This is a genomic window from Mucilaginibacter sp., from assembly GCF_028288225.1.
GTDB lineage: Bacteria > Bacteroidota > Bacteroidia > Sphingobacteriales > Sphingobacteriaceae > Mucilaginibacter.
Genome location: NZ_JAQBOC010000015.1, coordinates 12993 through 39312, shown reverse-complemented (window position 1 = coordinate 39312; position 26320 = coordinate 12993). Strand labels below are relative to the sequence as shown.

The following is a 26320-nucleotide window of genomic DNA, read 5'->3' as shown; positions in this document are numbered from 1 at the left end:
AAGTTCTTTTAAAGATTTAACGCCGTCTGAAGACTTTTAAGTGTTAATACTTCCATTTTCGTAGTCCGACTCGGATAAACTCGGAGTAATTTCCAATTTCCTTAACTCATTTTTGTACAAAACACCTGCCTCGTACATGAGGTGTGAATTTTATTTGTGTCATGTGAGCACTTTTGTGCTTAAACGGATCATTGTTATGATAAAATGTATCAGCGAAAAATACCCAAGGTGTGCGCGAGTTGTGAGCTTTTCTCAGATGAATGGTACAACTTTGTTTGAAGGGTACAACATAAAGTTGCACTTGTAGGGCAACTGATAGCAGTTTAGGTTTGAATATTTAACATTAGTAAACGAGTAATTATGGCAGCAGAAATCATCACGAAAGAAGACTTGCAGGAGTTCGGAGAACGACTGCTCGGTCAAATGAAGGCGCTGATAAGCGGCGGTTCCACTGAAGAACCAAGGAAGTTTATCAAGAGTTATCAGGTCAAGAACCTGCTTAAGATTTCCAACAATACCCTCCAAACGCTCAGGGATAATGGCACTATTCCTTTCACCAAGATCGGCGGCATCCTCTATTACAATTACGAGGATATTATGAAAGTCTTAAAGGGGGAAGTTAAGAGCAAGCGGATCAGTTTCAGTAAATAAGTATGTGTTCAGTTTTCAGGAGCAAGCCATGTTTTCGCTACGCTTAAACGGCTTGCTCCTTCGGAGAAGTAAGTGATTTTGCACTTCGTTTAAAATCAAAGATCATGGGAAGGCCAGCATTACAAGAAGAAGATAAAAGGATCATACAGGTCAATATCAGGTTAACAAAAGACGAGAATGATACCGTTTGCAATTACGCCGAAGCATCAGGAATGACACCGGCCAACTGGATAAGATATAAAGCATTCACGGGCCGATTTCCTTTCATTAAACTATCACCGGTTAATGCTTCGCTTTACAGGGAATTGCACAAGATTGGTGTCAACCTTAACCAGGCAGTAAAGCAATTGCATGCAGGGAAGCTATCACCGGCTTATCTAAGTATCCTAACCGCATTAATGAAAACACAGAAAGACATCTTAACCTGTTTAATTAAATGACAGCGGACCAGGTAAAAGGAAAGGGATTCCGGGGAGCGCTGCGATACAACTTGCAAAAGGTTGATCAGGGTGTTGCTAAAATCCTGGATTCAAGTTTTACATCGGGCAATGAGCTTACTGTCATGCGGGAAGTGGCTTTGGTCAGAATGCGAAGACCAAACCTGCAAAAATACTTCTACCATACTTCACTCAACTTTCCGCCCAATGAAAACCTGGCCGATGAACAAATGAACATGATTGCAAATGAATATTTGAACAATATGGGATTCGATCAGCACCAGTATATGATCATCCGGCACTTTGATGCCGATCATCCGCACCTGCATATACTGGTTAACCGTATCGGCTATGATGGAACAGTCGTAAGTGACAGTAAAGACTATCAGCGCAGCGAACAGGTACTTAGAAAGCTTGAAAAGCAATATGGCTTAACAGAAGTTATATCGAGCCGCGAGGCGCAGGAAAGGGCCATGACGAAGAACGAACTGGAAATGATGAAGCGTACAGATGAGCCATCTGTTAAAATGAAGTTGCAAGTGATCATTAAAAATGTACTTAATCAAAAGCCAACGGCCGAGCAATTCATCGACCAGTTAGAAGCACAAGGAATCAATATATTATTTAACCAGGCCAGCACTGGCTTTGTAAGCGGCATATCCTACGGCTATGAGGGAATGCAGCTTAAAGGTGCGCATTTAGGAAACGCTTATAAATGGCAGGCCATTAAAAATACGATCAGTTATGAACAAGAAAGAGATTGCACAACAATATACCAGGCAAATGTTAGGACAAGAGCCAACCAGTCAGCCGGAACCGGACAATCAGCCACAAGAGGAACAGCAGCCGGAACTGACGCAGATACAAAAGTTACTGCCGGAAATAGAAAGGATGTACAGCAGGGCGCTGGAAAACTACAGGATCAGATCGGAAAAGCAAATCGAAAATACAAGCAGGCGGCTGGAACTGATGGACAGCACCGCAACCAACCTCGCCTTTCAGATACAAAGGATAGTCGCCAGCGCGGAACAAATCTACAAGGCCAACAATCAGGTCGCGAGCAGGTGGGTCATCGGGCTTTATCTGGTAGCGATCTTGTCCGGCATTTGCTCGGCCCTGATAACGATGCTGGTTATATGGATCAAACTGCGTTGAATGAGTTTAAAAAGAAAAGGAAAAAAAGAAAAGGACTGCGAATGTAAATCAGCGCGCCTTATTAGTCGACGAAATGCCGGTTATACAACAGAATGATGTCCCGTTTGAGTTCAGTAGGATAGTCATAATCCGTATTCCAAATGAGCTTACCCATTACAGTTTCATTAGACGGATTTTGAATGATATCACAAGCCTCCATCACATCTTCGATCTGGTGAATTTCAAGATAAGGCTCGTATTTTTTATCTAAAGCTTTAAGGTCGGGGTCGGTTACAAAGCTTTGCATCCGATCACTATAGGATTTAGGGGTATCTTGTTCGGTCATTTGTTACTTTTTACTCCGTAATATTTCAACCTTCTCCCTCTCACTTTGTAATAGCTGTTCGTACAGTTTTTTGTTTTCTTCAAACACCTCTATCAGTTTGTCGATTGGATTGAAAGTGCTATTAAAAGCATAAACCGCACCGTTGTTCGTGCTATTATCGTTAAATGTATTGAAGTAATTAACTACAGCTTCTTCACTGAAATTCCTAATAGCGTCAGCTGTTACCCCTAATATCTTAGCAATTTTTTCCAATGCATCACCGTCAACATCGGCACTTTGTTCAATTTTCGATACCGCTTGTTGGCTAATTCCAAGTTCCCTGGCAAGAGTTTCTTGTTTCATGCCTCGCAACTCACGTAGCTTAGTGATTTTGTTTCCGATATTTAAAGTAGATTCTGCCATACGTCAAATGTATTGTTTAAATATAAAAGTACAAAACAACCGCCGAATTGTAAAGTACAATCGGCTGTGGTTCGGTACGGCAAAAATCCGCCTTTAATTTGTCTTGCCGGTTAATACAGGCCGGTATAACAATTAAAGCGATGTATGACGGCAGATATGCACCATGGGAACATTACCCTAAAACGTTAAGACAATCGGAGATCCAAAACCCTTTAACAGTCGTAAAGGATTTCTTTAGTGCCGGAGATGTGGAAGATCATAACAGCGATTTAAAGGAATGGCGCGACTGCGTGATCAATGACCGTTACTACAATGATAAAAGGCATGGGCCTGGCAACTTGTTATTTACTTATGACCTCACTCTAAAAATATTGGAAGCCGCTTATTTACTATTGTTGGTCTACCGGGATAACTTCTGGAAACGGGAAAAACTAAAAGAAGAGCAACTGGCGGAAGAAAAGGATAGGTGGGCTTATTTTCTAAGCAACCTCTCTTTGGAAGAGTTACTTAATCCCTACCTGGTGATTAAAAGAATCTTTAAAAAGATCAAGCCACAAAAGTACAGGGACTATTTAAAGGATTGGCTGCATGCCGCTTTATACAAAGGCCCCATAGATGAAACCGTATTGCCCGGTGAAATCATTACCGTTTATGAAAACCTGCTGCAATTGTATTCAGCGGTCTGGCTGATCCACCAACGGGAAATCAAAAACGAGGAAGTACCGGAAAAGCTGGAGACAGTTATTGCTGGTGAGGGAATAAAAAAAACGGTCGGGGTAAATGGAATAACCCCCAATCCTACCGCAGCTGAAAAATCAGGGTTAAACCAAATTCAGCAATTTATTAGTAAACGGTTCACTTCCGTGCAGATGATCGTTCACTTAGGTACACATCATCACCCGTTCACTTTCTTCCTATTGATTCTGATAGCCGATAATGAAAGAATATCGGAAGGAGAACTCAGCAATAAGATCGAAGATCATTGCAGGCATTTAGCGAAGGTTCATGTGCTTGTACATAAATCTTCGAGTGCAAGATCAGGCATAGAAGCCGGTAACCGGTTCTGGACAAACGCGGTGGCAAGGGGCTATATCATTTACCAATCACCTGCACTGGAGCTACCCGCACCAAAAAATTTAAGCGACGACTATCTAATAGAACGAGCATCCTTTCATTGGGATCGCTGGGGCAAACAGGCCAAAGAGTTTCTGGACGGCGCTGAATTTTACAGGAGCAGGCAGAATTATCGCCTAACTGCTTTTCTTTTACATCAGGTTGTAGAAAGCACGTTAAAAGCGGTTATCCAGGCGGTTTTGGGTTACCGGGTACAAATGCATAATCTTTCCAGGTTGCTTCGTCTTAGCTTATTAATAACCGATGAACTTAAAAATGTATTCCGGCTGGATTCCAAAGAAGGCGTACAAGAATTTACGTTATTACAAAATGCCTATTCGCAATCAAGGTATAATAATTCCTTTGAGCCTGATGAAACATCTATAAATGCATTAACCGATACTATTACGGCTTTTTACCATAGCGCTGAAACGATCTATAGCAGTTATGTAGAGAAGCTTAAATAATTACTGATTCAACTCATAGCAGTTTTTGCGGGCGGCAAGTTTCTGGCGCCGCCCCGCATGGCTGCTGATAAAATTAATGATATGATAACCATACAAAACAGTGCACCACAATGGCGTAACGCTCCTGTAGGGCTAACCCCTGAAGAATTTGAAAATCCTTATGATGTTTTAGTGCACTTCTTTTATCCAAGTAATTACCTGTGCCGGTATAGAAAGTGGCTTGAAAGGTGGCTGATCGCAGCAATTGAGGATAATAATAAATGGAAACGGGATAAGCTGATCAGGTGTATCTATACATTCCAGCGAATGGGGCAAATGCTTGACGCGCTTTGGATCATTTATCAACGGGGTGACCGTTTGACAAAAGAGGAAACCAGCATTCGCGGCGGCATTGATACCCCGTATTACGAATGGTCTAATTATATACTGGATGCGATGAAGTGGTTTAATTATAAAGATGACGACTTTGAATTGCAGGAATTGACCACCGGTGAAGAGCAGGAACCATTTTTGGTGGTTGACGAGTTCTTCGCATCGCGGGACGTTTTTGATGCCAAACAAACGCTTGACTTTTGGTGTCATTCGGCCATTGTCAATTCCTGGGAATACTCTACGATGGACGTAAAGGAACTATACGACTTCTATAAGGAGATGATCCGGTTGATCGAAGCGGTATTCGTTATTGTGGAAGTCAGGGCTTTAAGGGACATAAAGAAAACATAAGATATACTGATAAACACCTGTGTGGGAACCGGGCAGTTATGGTGGCGGCTTTTATGCCGTCGCCTTGCTGCCTCTGGTGAGAATGATTAGTGGTATCGGGTTTCACTTTATAATTACATCTTAAGAGTCAATGCACCGCTATCACAAAATTAGCATCGCAGGAAAACTGTCAATAGTATATAAACGGTGCAATTATTAGTTTTCTAAGGCATGCACCGCTATTGACAATTTTCCTACTTGCTGCTGCCTGTTGTTTAAGCGATGCAATGGCTTGGAGTGTTTAGTTAAACAATAATATAAGGCCTACCAGGAAATAAAGCCCTTTCCCAGCAATGCCGCAACGAAGTCACCGAACTCAAAAGTAAAGACAGTAAATAAACAGTCAACAGAGTTTTGGAAAAGGCTGCCAGCAATGGCGGCCTTTTATTGCTATTTTTATAGTTATTATGAAACGAAGGATCAGCACCTTACCTACTTCCAATGTAGTTTTAGGATACAAAGACATCTTGGGCGTCGATTCGCCGACTAATCGGCTCGGCCTGATCAAGAATATATCAAAGGATCATATCATTGCTGAACTTGCTGGTTTGAACTTTCGTTTAAAGGGGCGTTTCTCCAAAGAAGTAGACTCTTCAATTTACGCACAGCAGCGGGAGTTACTTTATTTTTGTGGCGGTGATAAAAGATTGGCTAATAAATATATTACCGCAATCAACCAATTGGTCGATGGTAAGAAAACTAATCTGTTCAGCAGACAATCCTGTATGTTTGGAATAGAGGAAGTGTTAAGGTCTGATATTGCGGTCATCCCTGATTATAAAATGTCACCCCCGGTATGGGAACCACTGTTGCAGTATTTGTTTTGTGTAAATGAGCACATAAGTAAGCAAAAGCAACCAAAAGAGGGTGAGACGGTGACTTTTGAGTCGTTAAATCCTAAACTTCTTCCATTGGGTGAATCGATATTGCTTAATGATCCCTTATACATTATGCACAGGGGTTTAAAGCTGATGGATTATTTCGTATCTAATGCTGAATTAAAAGATCATTTAACAGCTTACTTCAATGAAGTTTATACCATTTCCTATGAGCGGTTTATTTTTGAACTTCTTCAAATGTTTTTTGCAAACGAGCACCTGAATAAAGACATGAATTTTTATTATATTATTCAGGAAGACCACGCCCTGAAATTCCTGTTTGATATACTATCTAAAAGATTTGACCAGGCGGAAACCATTAAATTATTAGACATTCGCAGAGGTCCTTTTTATCACCGTGACAAAGGACACTATGTGCTTGCTGATAATAGTATTTTATTAGATAAAGCCTATCAACAGTTCATTAACGATTTTTGGTTCGACTACCTGAAAGGAAAAAATAAATCCAATGGTAAGGAATTTAAGTTCCAGGATTATAAATCAATCATTGGTTATTTTTTTGAGGATTATGTCCGGGAGATCTTTAATTATTCATTTTATCAGCGCGGAGATTACGTTATTAAAATGTTTAATGAGTTAAAGATCAAAACAAAAAAGCAGGAAGGAGAAGGCAGTGATATTTACATCAGGCATTTTCGCAAAGTGCTATTGGCTGAAGTAAAATCAGTGTCTCTGTATGATAACGAAAAGTACGGCGGAACGATTGACGCGTTATACAAAAACGACCGTGACAAATTTTTTGAAAGTTTTGGTGTTGACCAACTAGTAAATAATATTAAAAATATTGCCACCACCGCACAAGTCGTCGATCCGGAATTTGATTCACAAAATAAAATTAGAATTTGGCCGGTAATTATATTTAACGATAAGGCTTTGCAGGCTCCGTTAATGGCGGAGGTTTTCAATAAAAGGTTCCGGGAATTGTTGGGCAGTGATTATAAGCGGAAAGGTATCTACGTTTATCGCCTGAATTTAATGCACGTTGGCGATTTGGAGCAAATGCAGGGAGCATTGAATAAAAACCCCGACCATCTTTGGTCGCTTTTATCGTATAATCTTCGCTCCCGATTTCTGCCGCCGTTTTATAACACACTTAACCGCAATCATATCAAACACGATTATTCAATAGTGAGAAAACGGGTCGTACCTATTTTTGAGGCTTTTGGGGCAAAGGAAAATAACCGCGTAAAAAGGTAGATGGTATACTTGATTATCCGTAATTTTATAAATAATGAATAAACAGGTGCGAACGGTGTATGTTTCAAAAGAACAGCGGCAGCTCAATGCTGAATTTATGGAATTGTATGAGCCCGTAACCTACCAGGGGACTTTACTGCCTAATCGCGGAGAATCTAAAAAGCAAAAGCGGTTAACCGTTGAATGCCGCTTCTGCAAAAAGAAAAAAGGAAAAACAACTTTTAGACAGGATACGCACCTAATCTCCAACTTGCTTGGTCAAAACAATTTTTTTTCGATTGATGAATGCGATCAGTGTAACCAATTTTTCAAAAGGGCGGAAAATGATCTGGCTGCCTATTTGGGCATATCCAGAACGATCAATCATTTGCGTACCGACGTAAAAGCCCCTGGCTTTCAATCGGCCAAAGGGGGAGTCAAGGTTAAAAGCCTGGGGAACGATTTTTTATGGGTTCAAAATACAAATCCTAATAGTGGCGAATTTCATGTTGATATGCAAAACGGCAAAGCAAACATCAGCCTGGAGTCACAAAAGTACAAACCCGAAAGCATCTATCGCGCGCTCTTAAAAATGGCCTTGGGGAATTTACCAGCCGGGGCTGTTCCTGATTACGAACTTGGATTTCGTTTCCTGATGGAGATGGATGATATAACGGGGTTCGACCATTTAAAAAGAGTGACCGTTACCGAAACAGACCTAGTGCTGGCCAGGCCATTTGGCTTATTGTTTGAGAAAAAGGCTAATGTCGACAACCCTAAATTACCGCAACATATTTTTTGCCTGTATTGTATTGACCAAATCTTTCAGGTTAACTTGCCTGGATTTAAAAGGTTGCTACCTGAGGATGATTTTAATGCCGCGCCAATAGTTCCCTATGCCCAGTTTGATATCAATAATCCTATTGACGACATCGTGCGTTCTTACTACACAGCAATCTTTTCCTCAAAGGAGTCAATAACAAATAACCTGGGGCTCTCAATGATTTTTCCAACGGAAAATCTCGTAGGCATTCCCCTAGGTATTGACATAAACGAGTGGCTGAATAATCTTTCTAAGCGTTGAGCGCAGTGCCACTATCTTTCCGTCGAATTATAGCGTCCGAAAACCATTGAGTTTCGCGTCGATAGTGAGGCTTTCAAATGTTTCATCTGTGTTCCTAAAACTAATTCGGTAAATTTGAAGATTAACCGCTTGCAAGCCTAAACATGGTCAAAATAGACAGCATTCAAAAAAACATTGACGAGATCAAAGAGATTGGCCGTGAAAACGCGGAGCTGATGCCGCAGGTGGAAAATTGGTGTGTTCATTTGAATGTCCAGGGTTATGCACGTGGAATGGTAGCAGAAATGTATGGTTTCGCCAATGGTGTAAAACTTGATTGCCAACATGCGGCTTTTCCTGCGGACTGGCTGCGTGTGTCGGTAGTTGCTGAAGAGTTTATCGGGCGCAATTGTATAACATGCAAGTTTCACCAAGCCCGTCGTGAACCGAACTATGGAGACGTCGTCCTCGCCAAATTACAAAAGCGTTCAGACGAGCAATTGGAGAAAGCAAAGCAAAAAACAATTCTTGCAGAAAAGATCAAGCAGGAAACCAATATGTTGATCGCGGCAGGAAAGAAGAATGCCAATACAACCCAATTATCGATCCTTAAACTGCTAGCCGAACTGGCAGATGAAGATCAACGCACGACAATCGCAGCCAAACTTGCCGCCGCCGCATTGCTCGACCCTTCTTTTTTTAGTGATGATGCACTAAATGTCCTTTTAATGTACTTTGACGATGAAAAAGCCGGGGCAGATTGTATTGATGCGGCCTGCGCGGTAATGGCCGGTAGAAGATATTTACCCATTAATGCGTTTGACCTGGCGAAAGAACAGATTGGCACTTCTCCGCATTTTGACAAGGTGGCTAAAGTACTGAATACTTATATTGATCAGGATAACATTAACGATTATACAGCAACCATCGATAACCTGATTAACCGGCTTTGGTACAAGCGATTTATCAGTGAGCCGGCTGATCCCGAAAGGAATTTTCAAAATGCAGAACAATTACTAATCAAATTAGGCAAAACAGCACCAGAGCAACTAAAAATTATTTTCAGGCAGCACCTGGCTGTCAATGAAAAAAATAAGCGGATCAATATTGACTTATTACTGCAAAGACTGTTACCATCGCTGCCGGAATTTGTCACTGACTTAACAACTGAAGTTATTCGGTCGCTCGAGTTTACTGATGATCAATATGAAGAGTCTGCCGACGGGGTTACGTTGGAAACCGTACATGTGCTCTTTAACCACGATCCTTCTGGTACGTGGGACTGCTTAAAAAAGGAAAAAGCAAAGCTTTCGGTTGCTGCAAAAGCGCTATTGCCAAGGTTAAGCATCAAATTAATAGATGACAGGGCTTTTGCAGATAACCATCCCGAGATCACAGCAGCCCTCGTGGATGAGCTGATCGGTGATATCCTCAACAGCAATGTAGCGGAAGAGGTCAAGACGGCGGCAAGACATGAGCTGTCTTATTTTGTCCAACAAAGGCCCGAATTATTCCAGAATCGTTTTGACGGCTTTTTAGGCTACCTGTCCAAAGTCGCTGAGGAAGAGGCCCTGTTTAAATATTATCAAAAAGAACTGGAAGACAAAGAGCCGGGGGAACGTACCACATTTAACTATTTGGTTGGTAAGGGCTTCTATGAAATCGAAAATTTGCAGCATGAGATTCATAGTCGGTACCAGGAAACTAAACGGATCATTGGCGAGTTATGTAAAACAGCCCCGCAGCAAAATCTCCCTAAAGTATATTCAGTTATCCCTGAAATTAGTTCTGTTAAAAATGAGCAATACAAGCGGGAGCTGATTACCATCGTCACGGATTATGGTAAAGACCCGGTAGTACTGGCCGGTTTTATGCCGCAGCTGTATACGCACCTGCTGGACCCCGATTCTAAAAACATACGCTACATTGCTTTACGGTTCCTAGACAAAATATTTGACAAATTCCCAATGCTGGTGACCTCTTCGCTTTGGGATCTTTTTGATGTTTTCCTACAAGATAGCGATCCCGGCGTTAAAGGACTAGCATTGGTCATATTAGGCACAGTTGCTGGTAATTATCCTGAAAGAATCACTGCGGCACACCTGCAAATTCATAAAGATGCTTTGTACACTACCTGGGCGTTCGTTATAAGCAACGCTATTGAAATTGCGAATAAGCTTCGCCCATTTATGAACGACCGCCAGCAATACGATATGGCCGTCTTATTGGTCCGGATTGCTGACATTTATTCTAAAGAGAACGATGACGCAAAACTGTCAGCAGTGATTGACCAGGTGCTTTCTTTCGTAGCCGACCAGCCTGAAGCGCTTTACAAGATTCCTGCAAACTTTATCAGTCCGCGAATTAAAACCGGTGATTATTATCAAGCCAAAGAACAACTCGAAAAGTTGTGGTATTTGGCAAAAAGAACACCCGAGGTTGCTGCACTTTGGCTGGAAGGTGTGCTTTCTTTTTTGATACGGTTTCCCTATAATGGCGGCGGACAAGATGACCGTCTGGACTTTTATTTTAAGATGCATCACCTGGACAGAAAATTTGTTATTGCTCAGGAAGCACATTTCCGCGAATTGCTTAATTTACCCGGAACAGCGATGGAGCGGCATTTTGAAATTGCGCAGATATTAGATGTTCTAGGCTATTTTGAGTGCTACTCATTACTTCAAGAGGTTACTATAAATCTCAAAATTCAATTTGAAGACGTGGAAGCCAACAAACGCATTAGACGTAACATTGAATTCTGGCAACTATTGGCGGCGAGTGAATTGGCCTTTAATCAAACTGAAAAACTTAACAACCTAAACGCTGCAGCAAATGTATTTTAATCGCAATAGCTCACCGGAATTTACCCAGGCCCAATTCAAATTAAAAGAATTGAAGCTAGCCCTGTATCCCGGCAACAAAGTCGGACTGACGGGTATTTTAGAAAAGCTGGACGCCATCATTGAGGTTGTTAAAGACTTGATAGCAAACGCCACGGATACTTTTGACGAACCGTACTTTCAGTTTATGGAATACTTTTTTGTTGTTGCCAAATTCCAGGCAGCCTATCTACAGGCGCTTAAATCGGGCGAAAATACAGCCGAGGCGATGAAAAAAGCCAATCAATTTAATTTGGCCCATCTTACAGAGCTTGCTGGTAAACTGGATAGTTCCAGGCCATCGGTAGGAGAAATGAACAAACTTGCAGCTGGGATAAGTAATTGTGACCAACTAACAGACTTCTACAATAAAATTGATGATTTTGCCATGCTTCGCCTGCCATTCATTCATGGCGTCGAAACGAACCCTTATGCACATTTCCAGCGGCACATTTCATCTCCTGATAGTGAAAAAGAAAAAGAAGCGGAGCCATTATTGTTATCGGTTCAATTTTCCACAGACAATGAGTCGTGGGCAAACCCACAAGTACTCAAACCTGAAACTCAATACACTATAAATGGCGTAATCAAACTTAATCGATTGCCGCAGAATTATAGCAAATTGATCATTCGGCACGTGAGCACTACCGGAGACGATTTTTTTGTACTGTCACTCCCGGAAATTCAATTGACAAAAGAGCTCTCGTATTCGATCAGGGGACAGGTAATTTTTAAGTACGGGCAGAATACTTTTGCCCCGCCTATAGCTATCAGGTTGATGGCCCAATTGATATCTGCAACCGGGGAACCAACTTACCCGCATCTTATAGGGTACGATGAATTGATCACACAGGTTATTGATGAAAAGACTTTTAAATACCCAACGGGATTCAGCAAGCTCAATAAAAAAGCCTGGGACATTGGTTTAGAAATAAAGAAAGACTTGCCGGATATTGACAGTCAAGAACTTGATCACTTTATCATTTTGCTTTCGGGGATATTAAATTATGCCGGTTATTGCGCTTTACACGGTATTTATAAAACCATCAACAAATTATCAGAAGATGATTTCCGGGATCGCCTGATTACTTACTTATCCGCTAATCCAGTGATCGGCGGCGACATAGTAAAAGAAGGTCATGTTGCAGGGGGGCGTGTCGAAATTCGTTACTCGAATATTATAGCGGAATTGAAAGTGGAGAAAACGGTAGCTGACAGGGTAAAAATGGTCGATCAGTACAAACGGCAGCCGTCTGTCTATGCATCGGCAGTTTCCGCTGATCTAGCCATACTTTGCATACTTGATCTGACAACGAAAACTTTGCCTTCTGCTCCGGCAGCAAATAATGTATTCATGATACCAGCCGTATTTCATGGCCATGAAACAGCGCCGACAACTTCAAAAATCGCGGTGATTATTATCGACGGAAACCTTAAAAACCCGAGCGCCTATTGATATTTTTATTTGCAATCTTTACAATTATGAATTCAAAACAGCAAACCTACACCGATCAAATTAACGAATTTCGCAACTTATTAATTAAATACAATCGTAATCCGACCATGGCGCTGCGGTCGTCTATCAGCAAAAGCATTCATAAAATCCAGCAAATCGCCAATAAGGCAGGGACTATGAAATTGGTAACCATAGCCCCTCCACCAATGATAGGCGGCTATAAATATTCTAATGCAAATCCTTTCGATATGATATTCGAGGCGCCTTACGGAATGGATTTGACAACGGTCATCATAGATATATTGGATGCAACGCTGGGTGTTATTGAAAGCGAACCGGAATTTTCGGCGGAGCCCAAATCAATTCCTGCGGTAAAGCAAAAGAAAATAAGCTCTAATAAAATATTTTTAGTACATGGGCATGATAACGAACTGAAAGAGAAAACAGCGAGATACCTCGAAAAAATGGGGCTCGAAGTGATCATTCTGCATGAGCAAAGTAATCAGGGGCAAACGATCATTGAAAAATTTGAAGCGCACGCTGATGTCGGTTTTGCCGTCGTACTGCTTACTCCTGATGATGTTGGCCGCTCCATAAAAGTTGAACCTGATCAGCAACGGTTCCGGGCACGCCAAAATGTAATTTTTGAATTGGGTTATTTCATCGGAAGAATAGGACGAGATAAAGTTTGTGGTATTTTAAAAGGGCCTGTTGAAACGCCTTCCGATTATGATGGCGTTTTGTATATCCAGTATGATGAGGCAGATGGTTGGAAACTGCTGCTTGCAAAAGAACTGAAGCAAGCGGGATTGAAATTGGATATCAATAAAGCTTTTCAACATAATTATAGTCGTTGACCATGCCAGTAACTGCATTAAAACAAACTTTAGCCATCCTTAACGACCATTTGATCAATCGTAAAGCGCTACCCAATGAATGGAAGTGTTCGCATTGCCGGAAACTTCACACAACAGATTTATTAAGCAAAGTTCGTGCTGTCCGTGTAGTGCCGGGTAAAGATCGATTGATACAGTTTTTGGGTGTAAATGATGTATTATTGAGTGTCTGTGCGTTTCCAAAAACAAAAAATTAAACACTGTACTTTCCGAAAAATACCGGCTGACAGATACGGCTTACCTGCAAATTGCGCCGCCGGACAACGACGGGAACCTTTTCGATTGTTTGCAGAAACCCAAATTTGTAGTTACTTGCCGAAATGCAAAAATTGCGGCGGTTTTCAGCAGGAGAAAAATCTTATGGTTATTGATGCTGACTGCTGGAAATGTCATGAAAGTAGCGGTAATCGACTGGGGCGGCTATGATGCCGGGCCTGATCGATTTTCAGAACAAGAATTAGCTACCGCCGGTACTAAAGGCGTAGTCATCAAAAATAATCACAGCAAAACGGTAGGAAAAGCATATTTGTCCAATACCTGCCCGAAGTGTGAAATTTTTACCGGCGACCATTTCCTGTTTACGGATTATTATACTGAAGCCTTATACGGGTACCTCCCGTTTGAAAGTATTTCGCAAGGTTATAGTTGTAAAAAATGCGATGTACAAAGCTAATGGCAAAGATTAAGTATCCAAGAAATCCCACTCATCACCAAGTACCCAGCGCAAGGCCGACATTTTACCATGTAACATGCCCAATTCAAAATCGTCCCAGGGACCAAGATTTTTCTTGCCATACCTCTTTTCGATCTTTTTTGCTGCCGTTATCGCCACTTCTAAAACCTGCCTTCTTATTTCTTCCTGCTTGTTTTTAATTTCCGACGAAGCGTTTACTTCTTCTGTTATGCGATAAACACGCATTTTATAGCGGTGATACCAAATAATATCAAACAGTTTATTCTCTTCTTTGATGATTTCCGAAAGTTCCCTGGGCGGGATTTCCCAATCTTCCTGTTCAATCATTAAGTCGGATACTAAATCAGGGCTAATGTCCCTTAAAGCTTCCGCAAGATTGATATAATAATAAGACGTATCGGATTGGTCAAAGTAAGTCGCAAAATCAGGATGCGGTTTTTTTTGATTGCCATTTGGTAAACTGAAGTCTGCGGTATTATGCGTTACAAACGCGAAGTATTCATCTTTCGTAACGCTTTCTTGGATTTGCGCACCATAGGTTTCAATAATGATGGCGTCATTAAAACTGTTTTTGTTTTTATGAAAAGGCGCACGTTTGTCAACCGCCCTTGTTGCGGCATTTAATTTGATGATTTCAGTTGCAGGCAGCAGATTTATTTTGTAGAATAATTTCTCGATTTCTTCAACACTATTGGCTGTCGAATTAGGTATATGTGTGATTTTAAAATTAATATCGTCGAGTTCATCTAAAGTTGATTGTCGTACATCGCTTGAACCCAGTCTTTCTACCACCCTTTTTGTCCGCTTGATGGCGCTGGCAAGGCTTTGGTTACTTTCTTTGATAACTCTTTCCTTATTATTATTGAACTCGTTTAATACCGTTTCTGGCAACAACAGTTTCACTTCTCCCATCTCCATCAATTCCTGAAGTACTCGCAAAATCCTTTGCTGTTCTGCATCTTTAGCAATATCGAGCCACACGCAGGTGTCTATGAGTAGGTTAAGCATTGTTCAAGTTTGTAGTAAAGATAGTTCCTTTGAAACTTGAAAGCTAATGGGGGTGTTCCCCGGCTCCGCCGGGTCCGGCGATCGCGAATTCTTAAGCAGTTATTACTTCAAAATACGTCTCGAATTTTAATTACCTTTACCTTTGCTTAAAATATAAGCCCTAAATGTGGAGATCATTAAACCATTAACATCGACTACCATCCAATTGAGTGAAAACGGTATTTATACAAATGTTAGCGGACTAGCAGAAATCGAAAAATTTTACCAGAATGCCAAAAGTTATTCAAGCACCTCTATTAATATAGGCGTAAAGCAGATGCAATGGATCGATGGCAACATGAGCGCCATGCTGGGAGCCGCTTTATATCGCCTCCACCAAGAGCAGGGACTCACTTTTACGATCAGCTTTGCCGACGTAGAAAAAAAATTTCCGATCCTTTTTCAAAATGGCTTGATCAGCACCGACGCAATCGTGGTTAAAAGAAAGGAAAAAAGCAGTACTATCCCTTTCAAAGCATTCTGGCCGCATGACAAGGATGGTTTTATCGACTATGTTATGGAGGAACTTTTATTGCATGACGGTATGCCTAAGTTCACGGAGCTCGCTATGGGGAAACTGGTTGACGATTTGGCAGAGCTATGTTGTAACATTAATTTACACAGCGGTACGAATGACCCTTTCTTTGTATGCGGGCAATATTATCCATCGGTACAGAAGGTCATATTTACCGTGACTGACCTTGGGCAGGGGTTTCTGCCAAAGATCAAAGCGAAAACCGATGGCGCGGTCAGTTGCTCAAAAGAGGCAATTGATTGGGCGCTGGATGGAAACAGCACCAAGACCGATGCGCCGGGAGGTATACACTTGAGTAAAATGAAGGAGTTCTTTTTAAATCATGACGGGCATATGCATATCGCCACCGGGGATGCTTATTACAGCACTCAGCATGCAAACAGCACTGACCGTCCAGGTGGATTTTTGCCGATTCAGCAACAGTTCATGGGCAGTACCATTCACCTGGTATTTAGTAAAAATTTGCTTACATAAGCATTGAACTTGCTGTTTGGGTAATTATTTTTACCTTTGCAGACAAATTATAGAAAAAATTGCAAACCAATTTTGTTATATCCCGTATATAATATATATATTTATTCGATTAATCCTGTTCCCATGCAAATCTCTGTTTTTGAAATACTTAATAGTGCCAACGCCATGTTCCACGAGGATGGCCTGAAGCTACATGGTGCAATAATGACAGCATTGATGGACCAAGAAAGCGTTACTGTCAGCTTTGAAGGTATAAAAGTTTTGACTACACAGTTTTTAAATGCTTCATTTGGCAAACTGATAGTTGAAAAAGGGCTTGCCTTTTTCCAAGACAAAGTTGAGGTGGCTGCCACCAGCCATTTGTCTTCCTATAGCACCAAGCTGGACTGGGTCATTGACAACATCAAAAACAATGACGCTTATCGTAATATAATGGACACGGTTTTAGCCTAGGTCATGGCCTATCAGGTTATTGATTTGGCTAATCACCCGAAGCCTAAACCCATTAACTATTTCTTCGATACCAATGCTTTGCTTTACGTAATGGGGGTAAGCAACGGACAGCCTTATGAAACAGGGTATATCAACTTTTTCAACGCGGTCTATACCATCGCCACCACGAGCAAAACTTCAAGAATATTAACCACCTCGCTCCAGGTAAGCGAACTATTTAACCGCTTACTGCGGATTGAATCTGCTAAAGCGTATGCCAAAGGAGGTTATAGCAAAGGAGAAAACGCCTATTTTAAAGACGTGTTCAGAAAAGGGAGCGCCATTACTACGGCGTTTGTGCAGTTTCAGTCAGATTTTTTGGCTTATAAAGATGCCTTTGACGTAGTGCCGTGCCCGTTAACTTCGATAGATGACATGTTAAACTTTTCCCCTGCTGCAACAGACATCAACGATCATTTATATACCGTGCTGGTAAAAGATTATAAGGCATGCATCGTAACCCATGACGCTGACCTGTTAACCTCCGATTTGCCCATTTTGACCCTGAACAAAAAATTAATAGCTGCAGCGCGTAATTTTACTGTCTGATTGCTGTCGTCATCCCCAAATAGAGTTTAACAAAAGACTAAGAAATGAAAACAGGAGGCACTGACCGGACTTACCTAAGCAATATTTTATGCTTTGATTTTTAGCTGATGCAATCATCGCAGGAAACAGCCAATTTATTCAATGCGCTTCCCGTTCCCTTAATGGCCAGCGGTTTGCAAAAGATGATGCCGTTCTGTACCGAGCTGACCATATCGTATCCGCGGTAGATCGTGCTGGTTACTGGAAATGGAAGCATTATTCTGAACGTAATCTTTAAAGGTGTAGGCCAAGCCTGCGCTTACCTGCAGGTAATGTTTTTTCTGACCTACTAACGGCCCTTAATCATTTCAGTATGACAGAATCAGGCCCTTGCCGTTGATTTCATTAGGAATGTCGACTGTTGGCGGTTTTTGCGTTGTGGCTGTTGTTGTCGTGATGGTGTCCGGTTTGGTTTGCGCAAGGCACCAGCTAACGGAGAAACACACCAGGAAAGCGGAGAGGCCGGCGAGTAGTGAACTGTTTTTTTCTCATTGAGATAAAGTTTATGCAAAATACGAATATCGCCGCTGATCGTCAATACGTTAAAACACCCTTTTTTTAATTATTTCAATCTGGACAATTACTCTTTTTGAAAGTCAAATTTAAATTTGATGTTGCAATTTGGGACATCAAAGTGGAAAGCCATTATTCTCAAAACACCATTACTTGCTTAATATAAAATTGGCAAGGTAAGCCAGGCAAACGATCCCGGAAAGATATTGAAACATGACCAAGACGAAAAGCGGAATGCTTTTCAGCGTGAGCTTTTCAACATCAAGTTTTAACCCCCAAAAAATATAAGAAGTGTAAATGAAAATAACCGGTATCATGATGATGCTCCTGTACCGTGGCTTATTTTCAAACCGCTTTTTAAGCCGTGTATCGAGCGCTGCAATTGCTTTAATATTATAGACATCAGTTAAAAGCTTGTTAAAGAGAAAACAGTTGATGACAAAAAAAATAAAGCAGATCAATATTGCATTGCGGACTATGAGAAATTTATTAAAGCCGTAACCCCACCAGTTTTTATCTAACCAGTTTAAAAATACGCTATGATCATTTTGATATTTTAATTGTTTAAATTCGATAGAAAGCGCTTGATGGCTTTCATACAACCCGTCCTTTTCCATTTTATTGATAAGCTGTTGGTATACATAAGCTTTTTCTTCAAATGACAATCCCTCTGGGAATTTCAGCCTAAAGCCGGAGAAACGAATCCTAAACTTTGAAATATCTGCACCGTACAAATTTATCCAACAAAGACTTTTCCCAGGCTTATAGTTTGTTAGATCGACTTCTCCTTTAAGGTTTGTCAGGTCGACGTTTTCAAAACTTAGCTCCTCCGGGAGGGTAAGATTATGTATATAAAGAAACCCATTAAAACGACTACCGTTAAACGAAAGATAGCGACCTATTGTATCTGACGAAAGTGTAACATCATCTTTAAAATAGGTACCTGTCAACAATACAGAATCCTTAAAAGTACCGCTCAATAAACTGACTTCTCTTTGAATGGTGTCCTCGTCAAGGGAAAAATACCTTACATGATTGCTGCGTAGTTCCACTTTTATCGCGCTCCCACCGTCTACCTCCAGTTTATTGATCGTGCACTGTGTGAAAGTTAACTCTGGAAACTTATTAGAGGAAAGGTCAGCGTCTCCCAAAAAATGACAAAGGTAAAATTGAATAAATGGACTTTTTAGTGAAAAACCAAAAGGTTCGTCGTCCATAAGGTCAATATCATTATATGTCTTGTTTTTGACGACTTGGCTGTAGGACTGCAATGATATCAAAAGCAGACACGCAACAATAATTGTGCTAATCCGCAGGTTTAAAGGATAATGCATGATAATGAACAGCGATTGAACTATTCTCCTCTAATTTAAATCATTACGTTAACAGCGCAAAATAAAACATGAAAAATCGAAAATTTAACTATGTAATTTGTAAATTTTGATAAATGGGTCGATCCTAGTTTATTTGAAAAAATAAAAAAATCTCATCCGACTCGGATAAACACGGATATAATTTAACCTCATTTCAATCAAATTTGTATCAGGTTACTAGTTTTGTTAAAAAATCCAACAAACTATTGCACAAATAAATAATAGCTATATTTGCTATACAGGAAATTCATAATATCAATTTGATATCATATTAAGTATCGATACCTAAAAGGATACCTGTCATTATTAATTTAGAAAACTAGATTGAAAATCAATTAGTTACTTATAAGGTTCTGGTACAGCTGATATTTGCATTTTAACACTTTAATTTTTAGATTTACACCTGATAAGTTCTTTAAAATAACTCATAATTACTGAAATTATACGGTGACCTTTAGGATGACTCCTTGATTTTTGAAGTTATAACAGATTGATATTCAAGCCTATAAAGGAATGGTTCGAGTCCCGTCCATTCCGCCAAATACATTTTAAGAATGTTCAAAAGCCTTTAAATCATATGATTTAGAGGCTTTTTGGTTTTTAAGCCCCTCCAAAGCAGTTCATAATAAGCAATATTCAAGCGCGTCATTTATAACGTCTTTATAGGATCAAGTTGAATTGTTGGGGGAAGAAGTTTCTAAAATAGATTTTACTAACCGGAATAAAAAGAAAGTAGTGTCTCTGAACGCACTCATTTTGCAATTTCATTACAAATGTTGTTAAAACAGGCAGACTGAATACTCTTACTCTGTTCCATACTGATAAAACAGCCTATCAAATTTACGCTTAGCCAGCATTGGTAGAAAGGCAATGTGCGGGAACTGAAAACGTCATTGAGCTAATAGTCATCCTGGCTAAAAAGGAAGAAATAGAGGTTGATCTGTTGCCAGTTGAATTCAGAACCGCCTACGTAGAAAGCGACTCCTTTGATCTGTAAACAATTGAAAAACAGCGCATTTACAAAGTTTTAAATTACACGCACCGTAATAAGACAGAGGCCACCCGCTTATTGAATATTGGCCCTTACACTCTTTATCGGAAACTGGATCAATATAAACTTGATTAAACCGCTTGCTTATGAAAAAACGCCTTTCCAAAATGGAAAGGTTTTTTTTTGGGGAATTATTACCAAAAAAATAAATTACTGTATTTCAGCATGTTATGAAGGTGGTATTTACCTGGCATCGGTTTGGCTAATCCCCTTTTTAAATATTAAACTATGAACACTTTAATCCTTTTTGTAGCTATTCTGCTCTGTTGCTGGCTCATCTTTAAATCCATTGATTATTTCGAAAAAATCTGAAAATTATGTTAGCACTATTCATCATCTCCATTGCAGTATTCATATACATGATATATGTGCTGCTCAAACCGGAAAAATTTTAATTAACACAAAATGAACACAGAATTATTTGGAATCATTGCTTCGTTTGTGATCACGCTGCTGATCGCAATTCCACTTGGCAAATACCTGGCAAAAATGTTTGCCGGGGAAAAAATCTGGACTGATTTTTTAAAGCCGCTGGAAAGAGGCATATTTAAACTATCCGGTATTAATCCCAACGCGCCCATGAACTGGAAACAGTTCTTAAAGGCGATGATGACCATTAATATTTTTTGGCTTATTTATGGCTTTTTTGTTTTTCTATATCAGGATAAGCTGCCGCTAAACCCGGATGGTAATCCGGGCATGAGCGCGGATCTTTCTTTTAACACTATCATCAGCTTTGTGGCCAATTGTAATTTACAGGATTACTCCGGCGAAACCGGCGCTACTTATCTCACCCAGCATTTTATCTTCATGTTCCTGCACTTTACAAGCGCAGCAACCGGCATAGCCTGTGGGGTTGCCGTATTTAAAGCTTTCCGTGATAAGACAACCACAGACCTTGGCAATTTCTGGAACTATTTTGTAAAGACCATTACCCGGCTGTTATTGCCGCTTTCTATTGTCGTAGCCCTAATTTTGACATTTAACGGTACGCCTTCCAGCTATGCCGGTAAGGATCAGTTTATGTCTCTACAGGGCGATACCGTGCATTTATCACGCGGCCCGGCTGCTCAAATGATCGCTATTAAACATCTAGGTACCAATGGCGGCGGCTGGTTCGGCGCCAATTCGGCTCATCCGCTTGAAAACCCGAATTACCTGACCAACATGACTGAAATTATAGCACAGTTTATCATCCCGGTTGCAATGATATTGGCGTTCGGATATTATATACGCCGTAAAAAGCTGGGCTGGATCATATTTAGCGTAATGATGCTGGGTGTTCTGATGCTGATGCTGCCCACTATCAGCGGTGAATTAGGCGGCAACCCGCTGATCGCTAAAATGGGGGTAACCCAGGCGACCGGCGCTATGGAAGGTAAAGAAGTCAGGTTCGGGCCAACGGCCACGGCTTACTGGAGTACACTAACCACGGTTACTTCCACGGGATCTGTTAATGGCATGCACGATAGCTTTATGCCGCTTACCGGTTTATGGCAACTACTGGCCATGATGGTTAATGGTTTCTTTGGCGGTTGCGGTGTGGGCTTATTAAACTATTTTATTTATCTCATCATCGCTGTATTTATTTCAGGGTTAATGGTTGGCCGAACACCCGAGTTCCTGGGTCATAAGGTAGAGGCACGTGAAGTGAAGATCGCCGCGCTCATTACACTGCTCAGCCCTTTCCTGATCATGGCGGGCACTGCTTTATCCAGCTATATTTTAGTTGCGCACCCCAATGCCGATTGGGCTGTAAAGCCATCGGCCTGGCTTAATAATCCTGATTTCCACGGGTTCTCCGAAATGCTGTACCAGTATGCTTCATCGAATGCCAATAACGGTTCAGGCTTTGAAGGGTTAGGCGACAATAATATTTTCTGGAATGTATCAGCCGGGCTGGTTATTTTATTCGGCCGCTTCCTGCCCATTATAGGTCCCGTTGCAATAGCCGGTTTGCTTGCGCAAAAGAAATACATCCCGGAATCTGCCGGTACGCTAAAGGTGGATACATTAACTTTTGGTATGATGACTTTCGCGGTTATTGTAGTACTCAACGCATTATCTTATTTCCCGGCATTAGCCTTAGGGCCGATAGCGGAATATTTTTCCATGCTTAAATAATTGATACATGAAAAATCAATCTAATAAATTATTTGAACCGGCGCTGGTGCAAACCGCACTTCTGCAGTCGTTTGTTAAACTAAACCCTAAGATAATGCTCCGCAACCCGGTGATGTTCACCGTAGAGATCGGAACTGCGATTATGCTTTATGTAACCGTATACAGCTTTAGTCACCATGACCAGGGTTCCTTTGGTTATAACTTTGCCATATTCTTTATCTTGTTGCTGACAGTGCTTTTTGCCAATTTCGCCGAAGCGATAGCGGAAGCCCGCGGGAAGGCGCAGGCAGACAGCCTGCGTAAAACCAGGGAAGATACCCCGGCAAAAGTAGTATTGGCAAACGGTACCATCGTTACCCGTTCCTCCAACCAACTGGTAAAAGGTGATATCTTCACCTGCGAATCGGGTGATATCATCCCAACAGATGGTGAGATCATTGAGGGCCTGGCTACGATCGATGAATCGGCCATTACCGGCGAGTCTGCCCCGGTGATCAGAGAAGCCGGTGGTGATAAATCATCGGTTACCGGCGGAACCAAGGTATTATCTGACCAGATCAAAGTGCAGGTTACTACCCAACCCGGTGAAAGCTTTCTGGACAAGATGATAGCCCTGGTGGAAGGCGCATCAAGGCAAAAAACACCCAATGAAATTGCTTTAACCATCCTTTTGGCCAGCTTTACGCTGATATTTATCATTGTATGCGTTACTTTAAAGCCATTTGCAGATTATGCCAACACGCCAATTACCATTTCGGCATTAATTTCCTTATTTGTTTGCCTCATCCCTACAACTATCGGTGGTCTTTTATCCGCGATCGGTATTGCGGGCATGGACCGCGCCTTACGTGCCAATGTCATCACCAAATCAGGTAAAGCAGTTGAAACCGCCGGCGATATAGATGTTTTGTTACTGGATAAAACAGGGACGATAACTATCGGCAACCGTAAGGCGACCCATTTCTGGCCTGCAATCGGTGTAGGTCCTGATGACTTGATTAAATCAGCCATGCTGTCGTCACTCGCTGATGAAACCCCTGAGGGTAAATCAATTGTCGAGCTGGCACACCAGGGCAAATCCGGGCTTTCCGTTCAGGCACCAGAGGGGTCAATATTTATTAAGTTTTCTGCAGAAACACGGTCAAGCGGTATTGATACACTGGATGGAAAATCGATCCGTAAGGGTGCCTTTGATTCCATCCGTAATATGGCTCATCATGCCAATAAAAAAGTTCCGGCAGATGTGGAAGATCGGGTAAAGACAATTGCATCTAATGGCGGTACGCCCCTGGTTGTTTCACAAAACAATGAAATACTGGGTGTAATTGAATTACAGGATATCATTAAGCCGGGTATTGCCGAACGCTTTGAGCGTTTGCGGAAAATGGGTATCAAAACCGTCATGGTAACCGGCGATAATCCGCTTACCGCTAAGTTTATTGCTGAAAAGGCAGGTGTAGATGATTTTATAGCTGAAGCCAGGCCCGAAGATAAAATGAGGTACATCAGGGAAGAGCAGTCAAGCGGTAAACTAGTAGCAATGATGGGCGATGGCACTAACGATGCACCGGCACTGGCCCAGGCAGATGTGGGGGTGGCTATGAATAGCGGCACGCAGGCAGCTAAGGAAGCCGGCAATATGGTTGACTTGGATAATGACCCCACAAAGCTGATCGAGATTGTGGAAATAGGTAAGCAATTGCTGATTACAAGAGGCACATTGACAACCTTCTCCATCGCCAACGATGTTGCCAAATACTTTGCGATTGTTCCGGCCTTATTTATGGCGTCTATCCCGGCATTGGCGAGCATCAATATCATGGGCCTGCACAGTCCGGAGAGTGCTATACTATCTGCAGTGATCTTTAACGCGATCATTATTCCTATGCTGATACCTTTAGCATTAAAAGGGGTGGAATATAAGCCGATTGGTGCCAGTGCGCTGCTTAGGCGTAACTTATTGATCTATGGCGTGGGCGGGATCATCGCACCATTTATCGGCATCAAATTAATAGACCTGGTTGTTTCATTTATAATATAAAATCATGAAAACTTACATTATACAAGCCATAAGGCTTACTGTGGTACTTACCCTGTTATTGTGTGTTATTTATCCTGTCTTCATTACCTTCGCCGGTAAACTGTCAAAAGGTGCAGGCGACGGGGAAACGATTACCGTTAACGGTAAAGTAATTGGCTACGCTAACGTAGGCCAAAGTTTTACCAAGCCTCAATATTTTTGGGGTAGGCCGTCAGCGGTTGGCTATAACGCGGCAGGTTCGGCCGGCTCAAACAAAGGGCCAAGTAACCCGGATTATCTGAAAGATGTTAAAAGCAGAATTGATACTTTACTAAAATATCATTCTTATTTAAAACGGAGCGATATCCCGGCAGAAATGGTAACCGCATCCGGCAGTGGTCTTGACCCCGATATCTCACCCGAAGCAGCCCAAATACAAGTAAAACGGGTGGCACAATATCGTAAGCTGGATGAGAAAAAGGTTGCCGATTTGGTCAACCATCAAACAGAAGGCCCGCTTTTGGGTTTATTCGGCCCGCCTAAGGTCAACGTACTTAAATTAAATGTAGCGCTTGACCAACTAAAATAGCGATTAACGAGCTGGCGTCATCGCTTGTTTAAAAGAAAGGTAACCATCAACCCTTAATAAAGTTGATGGTACCTAATGAACACTAATATTTATATATATATGAAAAAATTGATAATAATGACCTATATGCTTGCCGTTGCTGCCGTTGCGGTAAAGGCACAGGATACGATTAAGACAACCGGTGATGCACCCTTAGTGATCTCCGGTTCGGTGGATGCTTACTATAAATATGATTTTTCGGGGCACCGTAATATACCCACGAGCTTTGCAAGCGACCAAAATTCGTTTTCCATTGGCATGGTTGACCTGGCACTAAAGAAAACCGTTGGCAAGGCTTCGTTTGTGGGTGAGGTTTCCTTCGGCCCACGCAGCGACCAGTCCTTGCCTGCCGCCGGAGCTAATTACCATATACAAAACCTATATGTTTCTTACAATGTAACGGATAAATTTAGCTTGGCCGGTGGTTACATGGCAACGTTTATTGGTTATGAAGTGATTAGCCCCGCAGCTAACTTTAACTATTCTACTTCGTATCTGTTCACTTACGGCCCGTTCCAGAATGCCGGTGTAAAAGCCACCTATGTTTTTTCTGAGAAAGTTAGCCTGATGGCTGGCGTATTTAATGATCAATGGAACGTTTACCAGTCCACACACAACATAGATGCATTTGGCGCGCAGTTAACAATAAGCCCGGTTAAAGGCTGGACGGCTTATTTAAATATACTGACCGCCAATAACAGCACCCCGACCTCAGGTACGGTATTGGACCTGACCACAGCTTATCAAATTACCGGGGTGTTTAAGTTAGGTTTAAATGCTGCGGATTATTCCGCCTCAAATGGTGCCGGTAAAGGTGGCTATTCGGGTGTGGCCTTATATCCACAGTTAGCGGTATCAAAAGCGGTGGCTTTTGGCTTAAGGGGCGAGTATTTTAAAGTAAAAAACAGCGGCCCTAAGGTTGCCGCGTTTACCTTAACCTCCAATATCAAAGCTGGCCCGCTAACGCTGATGCCTGAGCTGAGGTTGGATAATAATAACGATAAACTGCTTGGCTTTACGAAAAATGACGGAACTTTAAGCAGCACTGCTGCACAATTTGTTTTAGCCGCGGTTTATGCTTTTTAGTAAATGAACTGATA

The 26320-nt window shown here is 41.5% G+C and carries 26 protein-coding genes; 21 read left to right on the top strand and 5 right to left on the bottom strand.

What is annotated here, in order from left to right:
- The first annotated feature begins 360 nt into the window (after positions 1-360).
- The 3 genes from JWQ54_RS03900 (at position 361) to JWQ54_RS03890 (ending at position 2290) form a co-directional block, all read left to right on the top strand.
- Entirely contained in the window at positions 361-651 is a 291-nt protein-coding gene (locus JWQ54_RS03900; RefSeq protein ID WP_175269603.1) for a helix-turn-helix domain-containing protein, read from the top strand.
- Positions 652-755: 104 nt separating this feature from the next.
- Positions 756-1091, top strand: a complete 336-nt coding sequence (gene mobC / locus JWQ54_RS03895; RefSeq protein WP_299580504.1) for a plasmid mobilization relaxosome protein MobC — start codon at positions 756-758, stop codon at positions 1089-1091.
- Complete coding sequence (locus JWQ54_RS03890; protein WP_299580502.1) at positions 1088-2290, top strand: relaxase/mobilization nuclease domain-containing protein; 1203 nt, start codon at positions 1088-1090, stop codon at positions 2288-2290. Before mobC ends, JWQ54_RS03890 begins: the two co-directional genes overlap by 4 nt.
- A gap of 14 nt (positions 2291-2304) precedes the next feature.
- On the opposite strand, the gene JWQ54_RS03885 is transcribed toward JWQ54_RS03890, so the two are convergent.
- On the bottom strand, positions 2305-2568 hold the full coding sequence (locus tag JWQ54_RS03885; protein ID WP_299580499.1) for a hypothetical protein: 264 nt from the start codon (positions 2566-2568) through the stop codon (positions 2305-2307).
- 3 nt (positions 2569-2571) lie between these two features.
- Positions 2572-2970 (bottom strand): helix-turn-helix transcriptional regulator, encoded by a 399-nt coding sequence (locus JWQ54_RS03880; protein ID WP_299580496.1) that lies wholly within the window; start codon positions 2968-2970, stop codon positions 2572-2574.
- A gap of 140 nt (positions 2971-3110) precedes the next feature.
- On the opposite strand from JWQ54_RS03880, the gene JWQ54_RS03875 reads away from it, so the two are divergent.
- The 8 genes from JWQ54_RS03875 to JWQ54_RS03840 all read left to right on the top strand — a co-directional run bounded on the left by JWQ54_RS03875 (position 3111) and on the right by JWQ54_RS03840 (position 14354).
- Positions 3111-4550 carry a HEPN domain-containing protein gene (locus tag JWQ54_RS03875; RefSeq protein WP_299580493.1) on the top strand — a complete coding sequence of 480 codons (1440 nt, stop codon included), beginning with the start codon at positions 3111-3113 and terminating at the stop codon, positions 4548-4550.
- 81 nt (positions 4551-4631) lie between these two features.
- Complete coding sequence (locus JWQ54_RS03870) at positions 4632-5273, top strand: hypothetical protein (protein WP_299580490.1); 642 nt, start codon at positions 4632-4634, stop codon at positions 5271-5273.
- Positions 5274-5719: 446 nt separating this feature from the next.
- Positions 5720-7408 carry a hypothetical protein gene (locus tag JWQ54_RS03865; protein ID WP_299580487.1) on the top strand — a complete coding sequence of 563 codons (1689 nt, stop codon included), beginning with the start codon at positions 5720-5722 and terminating at the stop codon, positions 7406-7408.
- Positions 7409-7463: 55 nt separating this feature from the next.
- Complete coding sequence (locus tag JWQ54_RS03860; RefSeq protein WP_299580484.1) at positions 7464-8471, top strand: hypothetical protein; 1008 nt, start codon at positions 7464-7466, stop codon at positions 8469-8471.
- Positions 8472-8614: 143 nt separating this feature from the next.
- Complete coding sequence (locus JWQ54_RS03855) at positions 8615-11293, top strand: hypothetical protein (RefSeq protein WP_299580481.1); 2679 nt, start codon at positions 8615-8617, stop codon at positions 11291-11293.
- The gene (locus tag JWQ54_RS03850; RefSeq protein ID WP_299580478.1) at positions 11283-12785 is read left to right on the top strand and encodes a hypothetical protein; all 1503 of its coding nucleotides are present in this window, start codon (positions 11283-11285) and stop codon (positions 12783-12785) included. Before JWQ54_RS03855 ends, JWQ54_RS03850 begins: the two co-directional genes overlap by 11 nt.
- A 26-nt stretch (positions 12786-12811) precedes the next feature.
- Positions 12812-13642 carry a nucleotide-binding protein gene (locus JWQ54_RS03845; protein ID WP_299580475.1) on the top strand — a complete coding sequence of 277 codons (831 nt, stop codon included), beginning with the start codon at positions 12812-12814 and terminating at the stop codon, positions 13640-13642.
- Positions 13643-14072: 430 nt separating this feature from the next.
- On the top strand, positions 14073-14354 hold the full coding sequence (locus JWQ54_RS03840) for a hypothetical protein (protein WP_299580473.1): 282 nt from the start codon (positions 14073-14075) through the stop codon (positions 14352-14354).
- Between the two features lie 9 nt (positions 14355-14363).
- On the opposite strand, the gene JWQ54_RS03835 is transcribed toward JWQ54_RS03840, so the two are convergent.
- Positions 14364-15383 (bottom strand): PIN domain-containing protein, encoded by a 1020-nt coding sequence (locus tag JWQ54_RS03835; RefSeq protein ID WP_299580470.1) that lies wholly within the window; start codon positions 15381-15383, stop codon positions 14364-14366.
- Between the two features lie 166 nt (positions 15384-15549).
- Between JWQ54_RS03835 and JWQ54_RS03830 the strand changes: the two genes are divergently transcribed.
- The 3 genes from JWQ54_RS03830 (at position 15550) to JWQ54_RS03820 (ending at position 17472) form a co-directional block, all read left to right on the top strand.
- Positions 15550-16431: a hypothetical protein gene (locus tag JWQ54_RS03830; RefSeq protein WP_299580467.1), complete on the top strand. Its 882-nt coding sequence runs from the start codon at positions 15550-15552 to the stop codon at positions 16429-16431.
- A gap of 123 nt (positions 16432-16554) precedes the next feature.
- Complete coding sequence (locus tag JWQ54_RS03825) at positions 16555-16884, top strand: STAS-like domain-containing protein (RefSeq protein ID WP_299580465.1); 330 nt, start codon at positions 16555-16557, stop codon at positions 16882-16884.
- 3 nt (positions 16885-16887) lie between these two features.
- Entirely contained in the window at positions 16888-17472 is a 585-nt protein-coding gene (locus JWQ54_RS03820) for a hypothetical protein (RefSeq protein WP_299580462.1), read from the top strand.
- Positions 17473-17572: 100 nt separating this feature from the next.
- Here JWQ54_RS03820 and JWQ54_RS03815 read toward each other — a convergent pair whose 3' ends face one another.
- Together JWQ54_RS03815 and JWQ54_RS03810 are read right to left on the bottom strand one after the other, a co-directional pair.
- Complete coding sequence (locus tag JWQ54_RS03815) at positions 17573-17728, bottom strand: hypothetical protein (protein WP_299580459.1); 156 nt, start codon at positions 17726-17728, stop codon at positions 17573-17575.
- A gap of 445 nt (positions 17729-18173) precedes the next feature.
- Positions 18174-19241: a hypothetical protein gene (locus tag JWQ54_RS03810; RefSeq protein ID WP_299580456.1), complete on the bottom strand. Its 1068-nt coding sequence runs from the start codon at positions 19239-19241 to the stop codon at positions 18174-18176.
- A gap of 1012 nt (positions 19242-20253) precedes the next feature.
- On the opposite strand from JWQ54_RS03810, the gene JWQ54_RS03805 reads away from it, so the two are divergent.
- The 7 genes from JWQ54_RS03805 to JWQ54_RS03785 all read left to right on the top strand — a co-directional run bounded on the left by JWQ54_RS03805 (position 20254) and on the right by JWQ54_RS03785 (position 26306).
- Complete coding sequence (locus JWQ54_RS03805; RefSeq protein ID WP_299580453.1) at positions 20254-20394, top strand: hypothetical protein; 141 nt, start codon at positions 20254-20256, stop codon at positions 20392-20394.
- 3 nt (positions 20395-20397) lie between these two features.
- Positions 20398-20523, top strand: coding sequence for a helix-turn-helix domain-containing protein (locus JWQ54_RS29140; protein ID WP_367187084.1), 126 nt, complete (start codon positions 20398-20400; stop codon positions 20521-20523).
- Positions 20524-20765: 242 nt separating this feature from the next.
- Positions 20766-20843 carry a K(+)-transporting ATPase subunit F gene (gene kdpF, locus JWQ54_RS29135; protein ID WP_158828607.1) on the top strand — a complete coding sequence of 26 codons (78 nt, stop codon included), beginning with the start codon at positions 20766-20768 and terminating at the stop codon, positions 20841-20843.
- A 10-nt stretch (positions 20844-20853) separates the two neighbouring features.
- Positions 20854-22572 carry a potassium-transporting ATPase subunit KdpA gene (gene kdpA / locus JWQ54_RS03800; RefSeq protein ID WP_299580450.1) on the top strand — a complete coding sequence of 573 codons (1719 nt, stop codon included), beginning with the start codon at positions 20854-20856 and terminating at the stop codon, positions 22570-22572.
- Positions 22573-22579: 7 nt separating this feature from the next.
- The gene (gene kdpB, locus JWQ54_RS03795) at positions 22580-24613 is read left to right on the top strand and encodes a potassium-transporting ATPase subunit KdpB (protein WP_299580447.1); all 2034 of its coding nucleotides are present in this window, start codon (positions 22580-22582) and stop codon (positions 24611-24613) included.
- 4 nt (positions 24614-24617) lie between these two features.
- The gene (locus JWQ54_RS03790; RefSeq protein WP_299580445.1) at positions 24618-25181 is read left to right on the top strand and encodes a K(+)-transporting ATPase subunit C; all 564 of its coding nucleotides are present in this window, start codon (positions 24618-24620) and stop codon (positions 25179-25181) included.
- Between the two features lie 99 nt (positions 25182-25280).
- Entirely contained in the window at positions 25281-26306 is a 1026-nt protein-coding gene (locus JWQ54_RS03785; RefSeq protein ID WP_299580442.1) for a porin, read from the top strand.
- The last annotated feature ends 14 nt before the right edge of the window (positions 26307-26320 follow it).

What these genes read in the sequence shown, in the direction of transcription:
- mobC (WP_299580504.1), top strand. Translation starts at nt 756, where the DNA reads ATGGGAAGGCCAGCATTACAAGAAGAAGATAAAAGGATCATACAGGTC.
- kdpA (WP_299580450.1), top strand. Translation starts at nt 20,854, where the DNA reads ATGAACACAGAATTATTTGGAATCATTGCTTCGTTTGTGATCACGCTG.
- JWQ54_RS03845 (WP_299580475.1), top strand. Translation starts at nt 12,812, where the DNA reads ATGAATTCAAAACAGCAAACCTACACCGATCAAATTAACGAATTTCGC.
- JWQ54_RS03875 (WP_299580493.1), top strand. Translation starts at nt 3,111, where the DNA reads ATGTATGACGGCAGATATGCACCATGGGAACATTACCCTAAAACGTTA.
- kdpF (WP_158828607.1), top strand. Translation starts at nt 20,766, where the DNA reads ATGTTAGCACTATTCATCATCTCCATTGCAGTATTCATATACATGATA.
- JWQ54_RS03890 (WP_299580502.1), top strand. Translation starts at nt 1,088, where the DNA reads ATGACAGCGGACCAGGTAAAAGGAAAGGGATTCCGGGGAGCGCTGCGA.
- JWQ54_RS03785 (WP_299580442.1), top strand. Translation starts at nt 25,281, where the DNA reads ATGAAAAAATTGATAATAATGACCTATATGCTTGCCGTTGCTGCCGTT.
- JWQ54_RS03855 (WP_299580481.1), top strand. Translation starts at nt 8,615, where the DNA reads ATGGTCAAAATAGACAGCATTCAAAAAAACATTGACGAGATCAAAGAG.
- JWQ54_RS03820 (WP_299580462.1), top strand. Translation starts at nt 16,888, where the DNA reads ATGGCCTATCAGGTTATTGATTTGGCTAATCACCCGAAGCCTAAACCC.
- JWQ54_RS03885 (WP_299580499.1), bottom strand. Translation starts at nt 2,568, where the DNA reads ATGACCGAACAAGATACCCCTAAATCCTATAGTGATCGGATGCAAAGC.
- JWQ54_RS03835 (WP_299580470.1), bottom strand. Translation starts at nt 15,383, where the DNA reads ATGCTTAACCTACTCATAGACACCTGCGTGTGGCTCGATATTGCTAAA.
- JWQ54_RS03865 (WP_299580487.1), top strand. Translation starts at nt 5,720, where the DNA reads ATGAAACGAAGGATCAGCACCTTACCTACTTCCAATGTAGTTTTAGGA.
- JWQ54_RS03850 (WP_299580478.1), top strand. Translation starts at nt 11,283, where the DNA reads ATGTATTTTAATCGCAATAGCTCACCGGAATTTACCCAGGCCCAATTC.
- JWQ54_RS03880 (WP_299580496.1), bottom strand. Translation starts at nt 2,970, where the DNA reads ATGGCAGAATCTACTTTAAATATCGGAAACAAAATCACTAAGCTACGT.
- JWQ54_RS03790 (WP_299580445.1), top strand. Translation starts at nt 24,618, where the DNA reads ATGAAAACTTACATTATACAAGCCATAAGGCTTACTGTGGTACTTACC.
- kdpB (WP_299580447.1), top strand. Translation starts at nt 22,580, where the DNA reads ATGAAAAATCAATCTAATAAATTATTTGAACCGGCGCTGGTGCAAACC.
- JWQ54_RS03840 (WP_299580473.1), top strand. Translation starts at nt 14,073, where the DNA reads ATGAAAGTAGCGGTAATCGACTGGGGCGGCTATGATGCCGGGCCTGAT.
- JWQ54_RS03870 (WP_299580490.1), top strand. Translation starts at nt 4,632, where the DNA reads ATGATAACCATACAAAACAGTGCACCACAATGGCGTAACGCTCCTGTA.
- JWQ54_RS03900 (WP_175269603.1), top strand. Translation starts at nt 361, where the DNA reads ATGGCAGCAGAAATCATCACGAAAGAAGACTTGCAGGAGTTCGGAGAA.
- JWQ54_RS03825 (WP_299580465.1), top strand. Translation starts at nt 16,555, where the DNA reads ATGCAAATCTCTGTTTTTGAAATACTTAATAGTGCCAACGCCATGTTC.
- JWQ54_RS03815 (WP_299580459.1), bottom strand. Translation starts at nt 17,728, where the DNA reads ATGCTTCCATTTCCAGTAACCAGCACGATCTACCGCGGATACGATATG.
- JWQ54_RS03810 (WP_299580456.1), bottom strand. Translation starts at nt 19,241, where the DNA reads ATGGACGACGAACCTTTTGGTTTTTCACTAAAAAGTCCATTTATTCAA.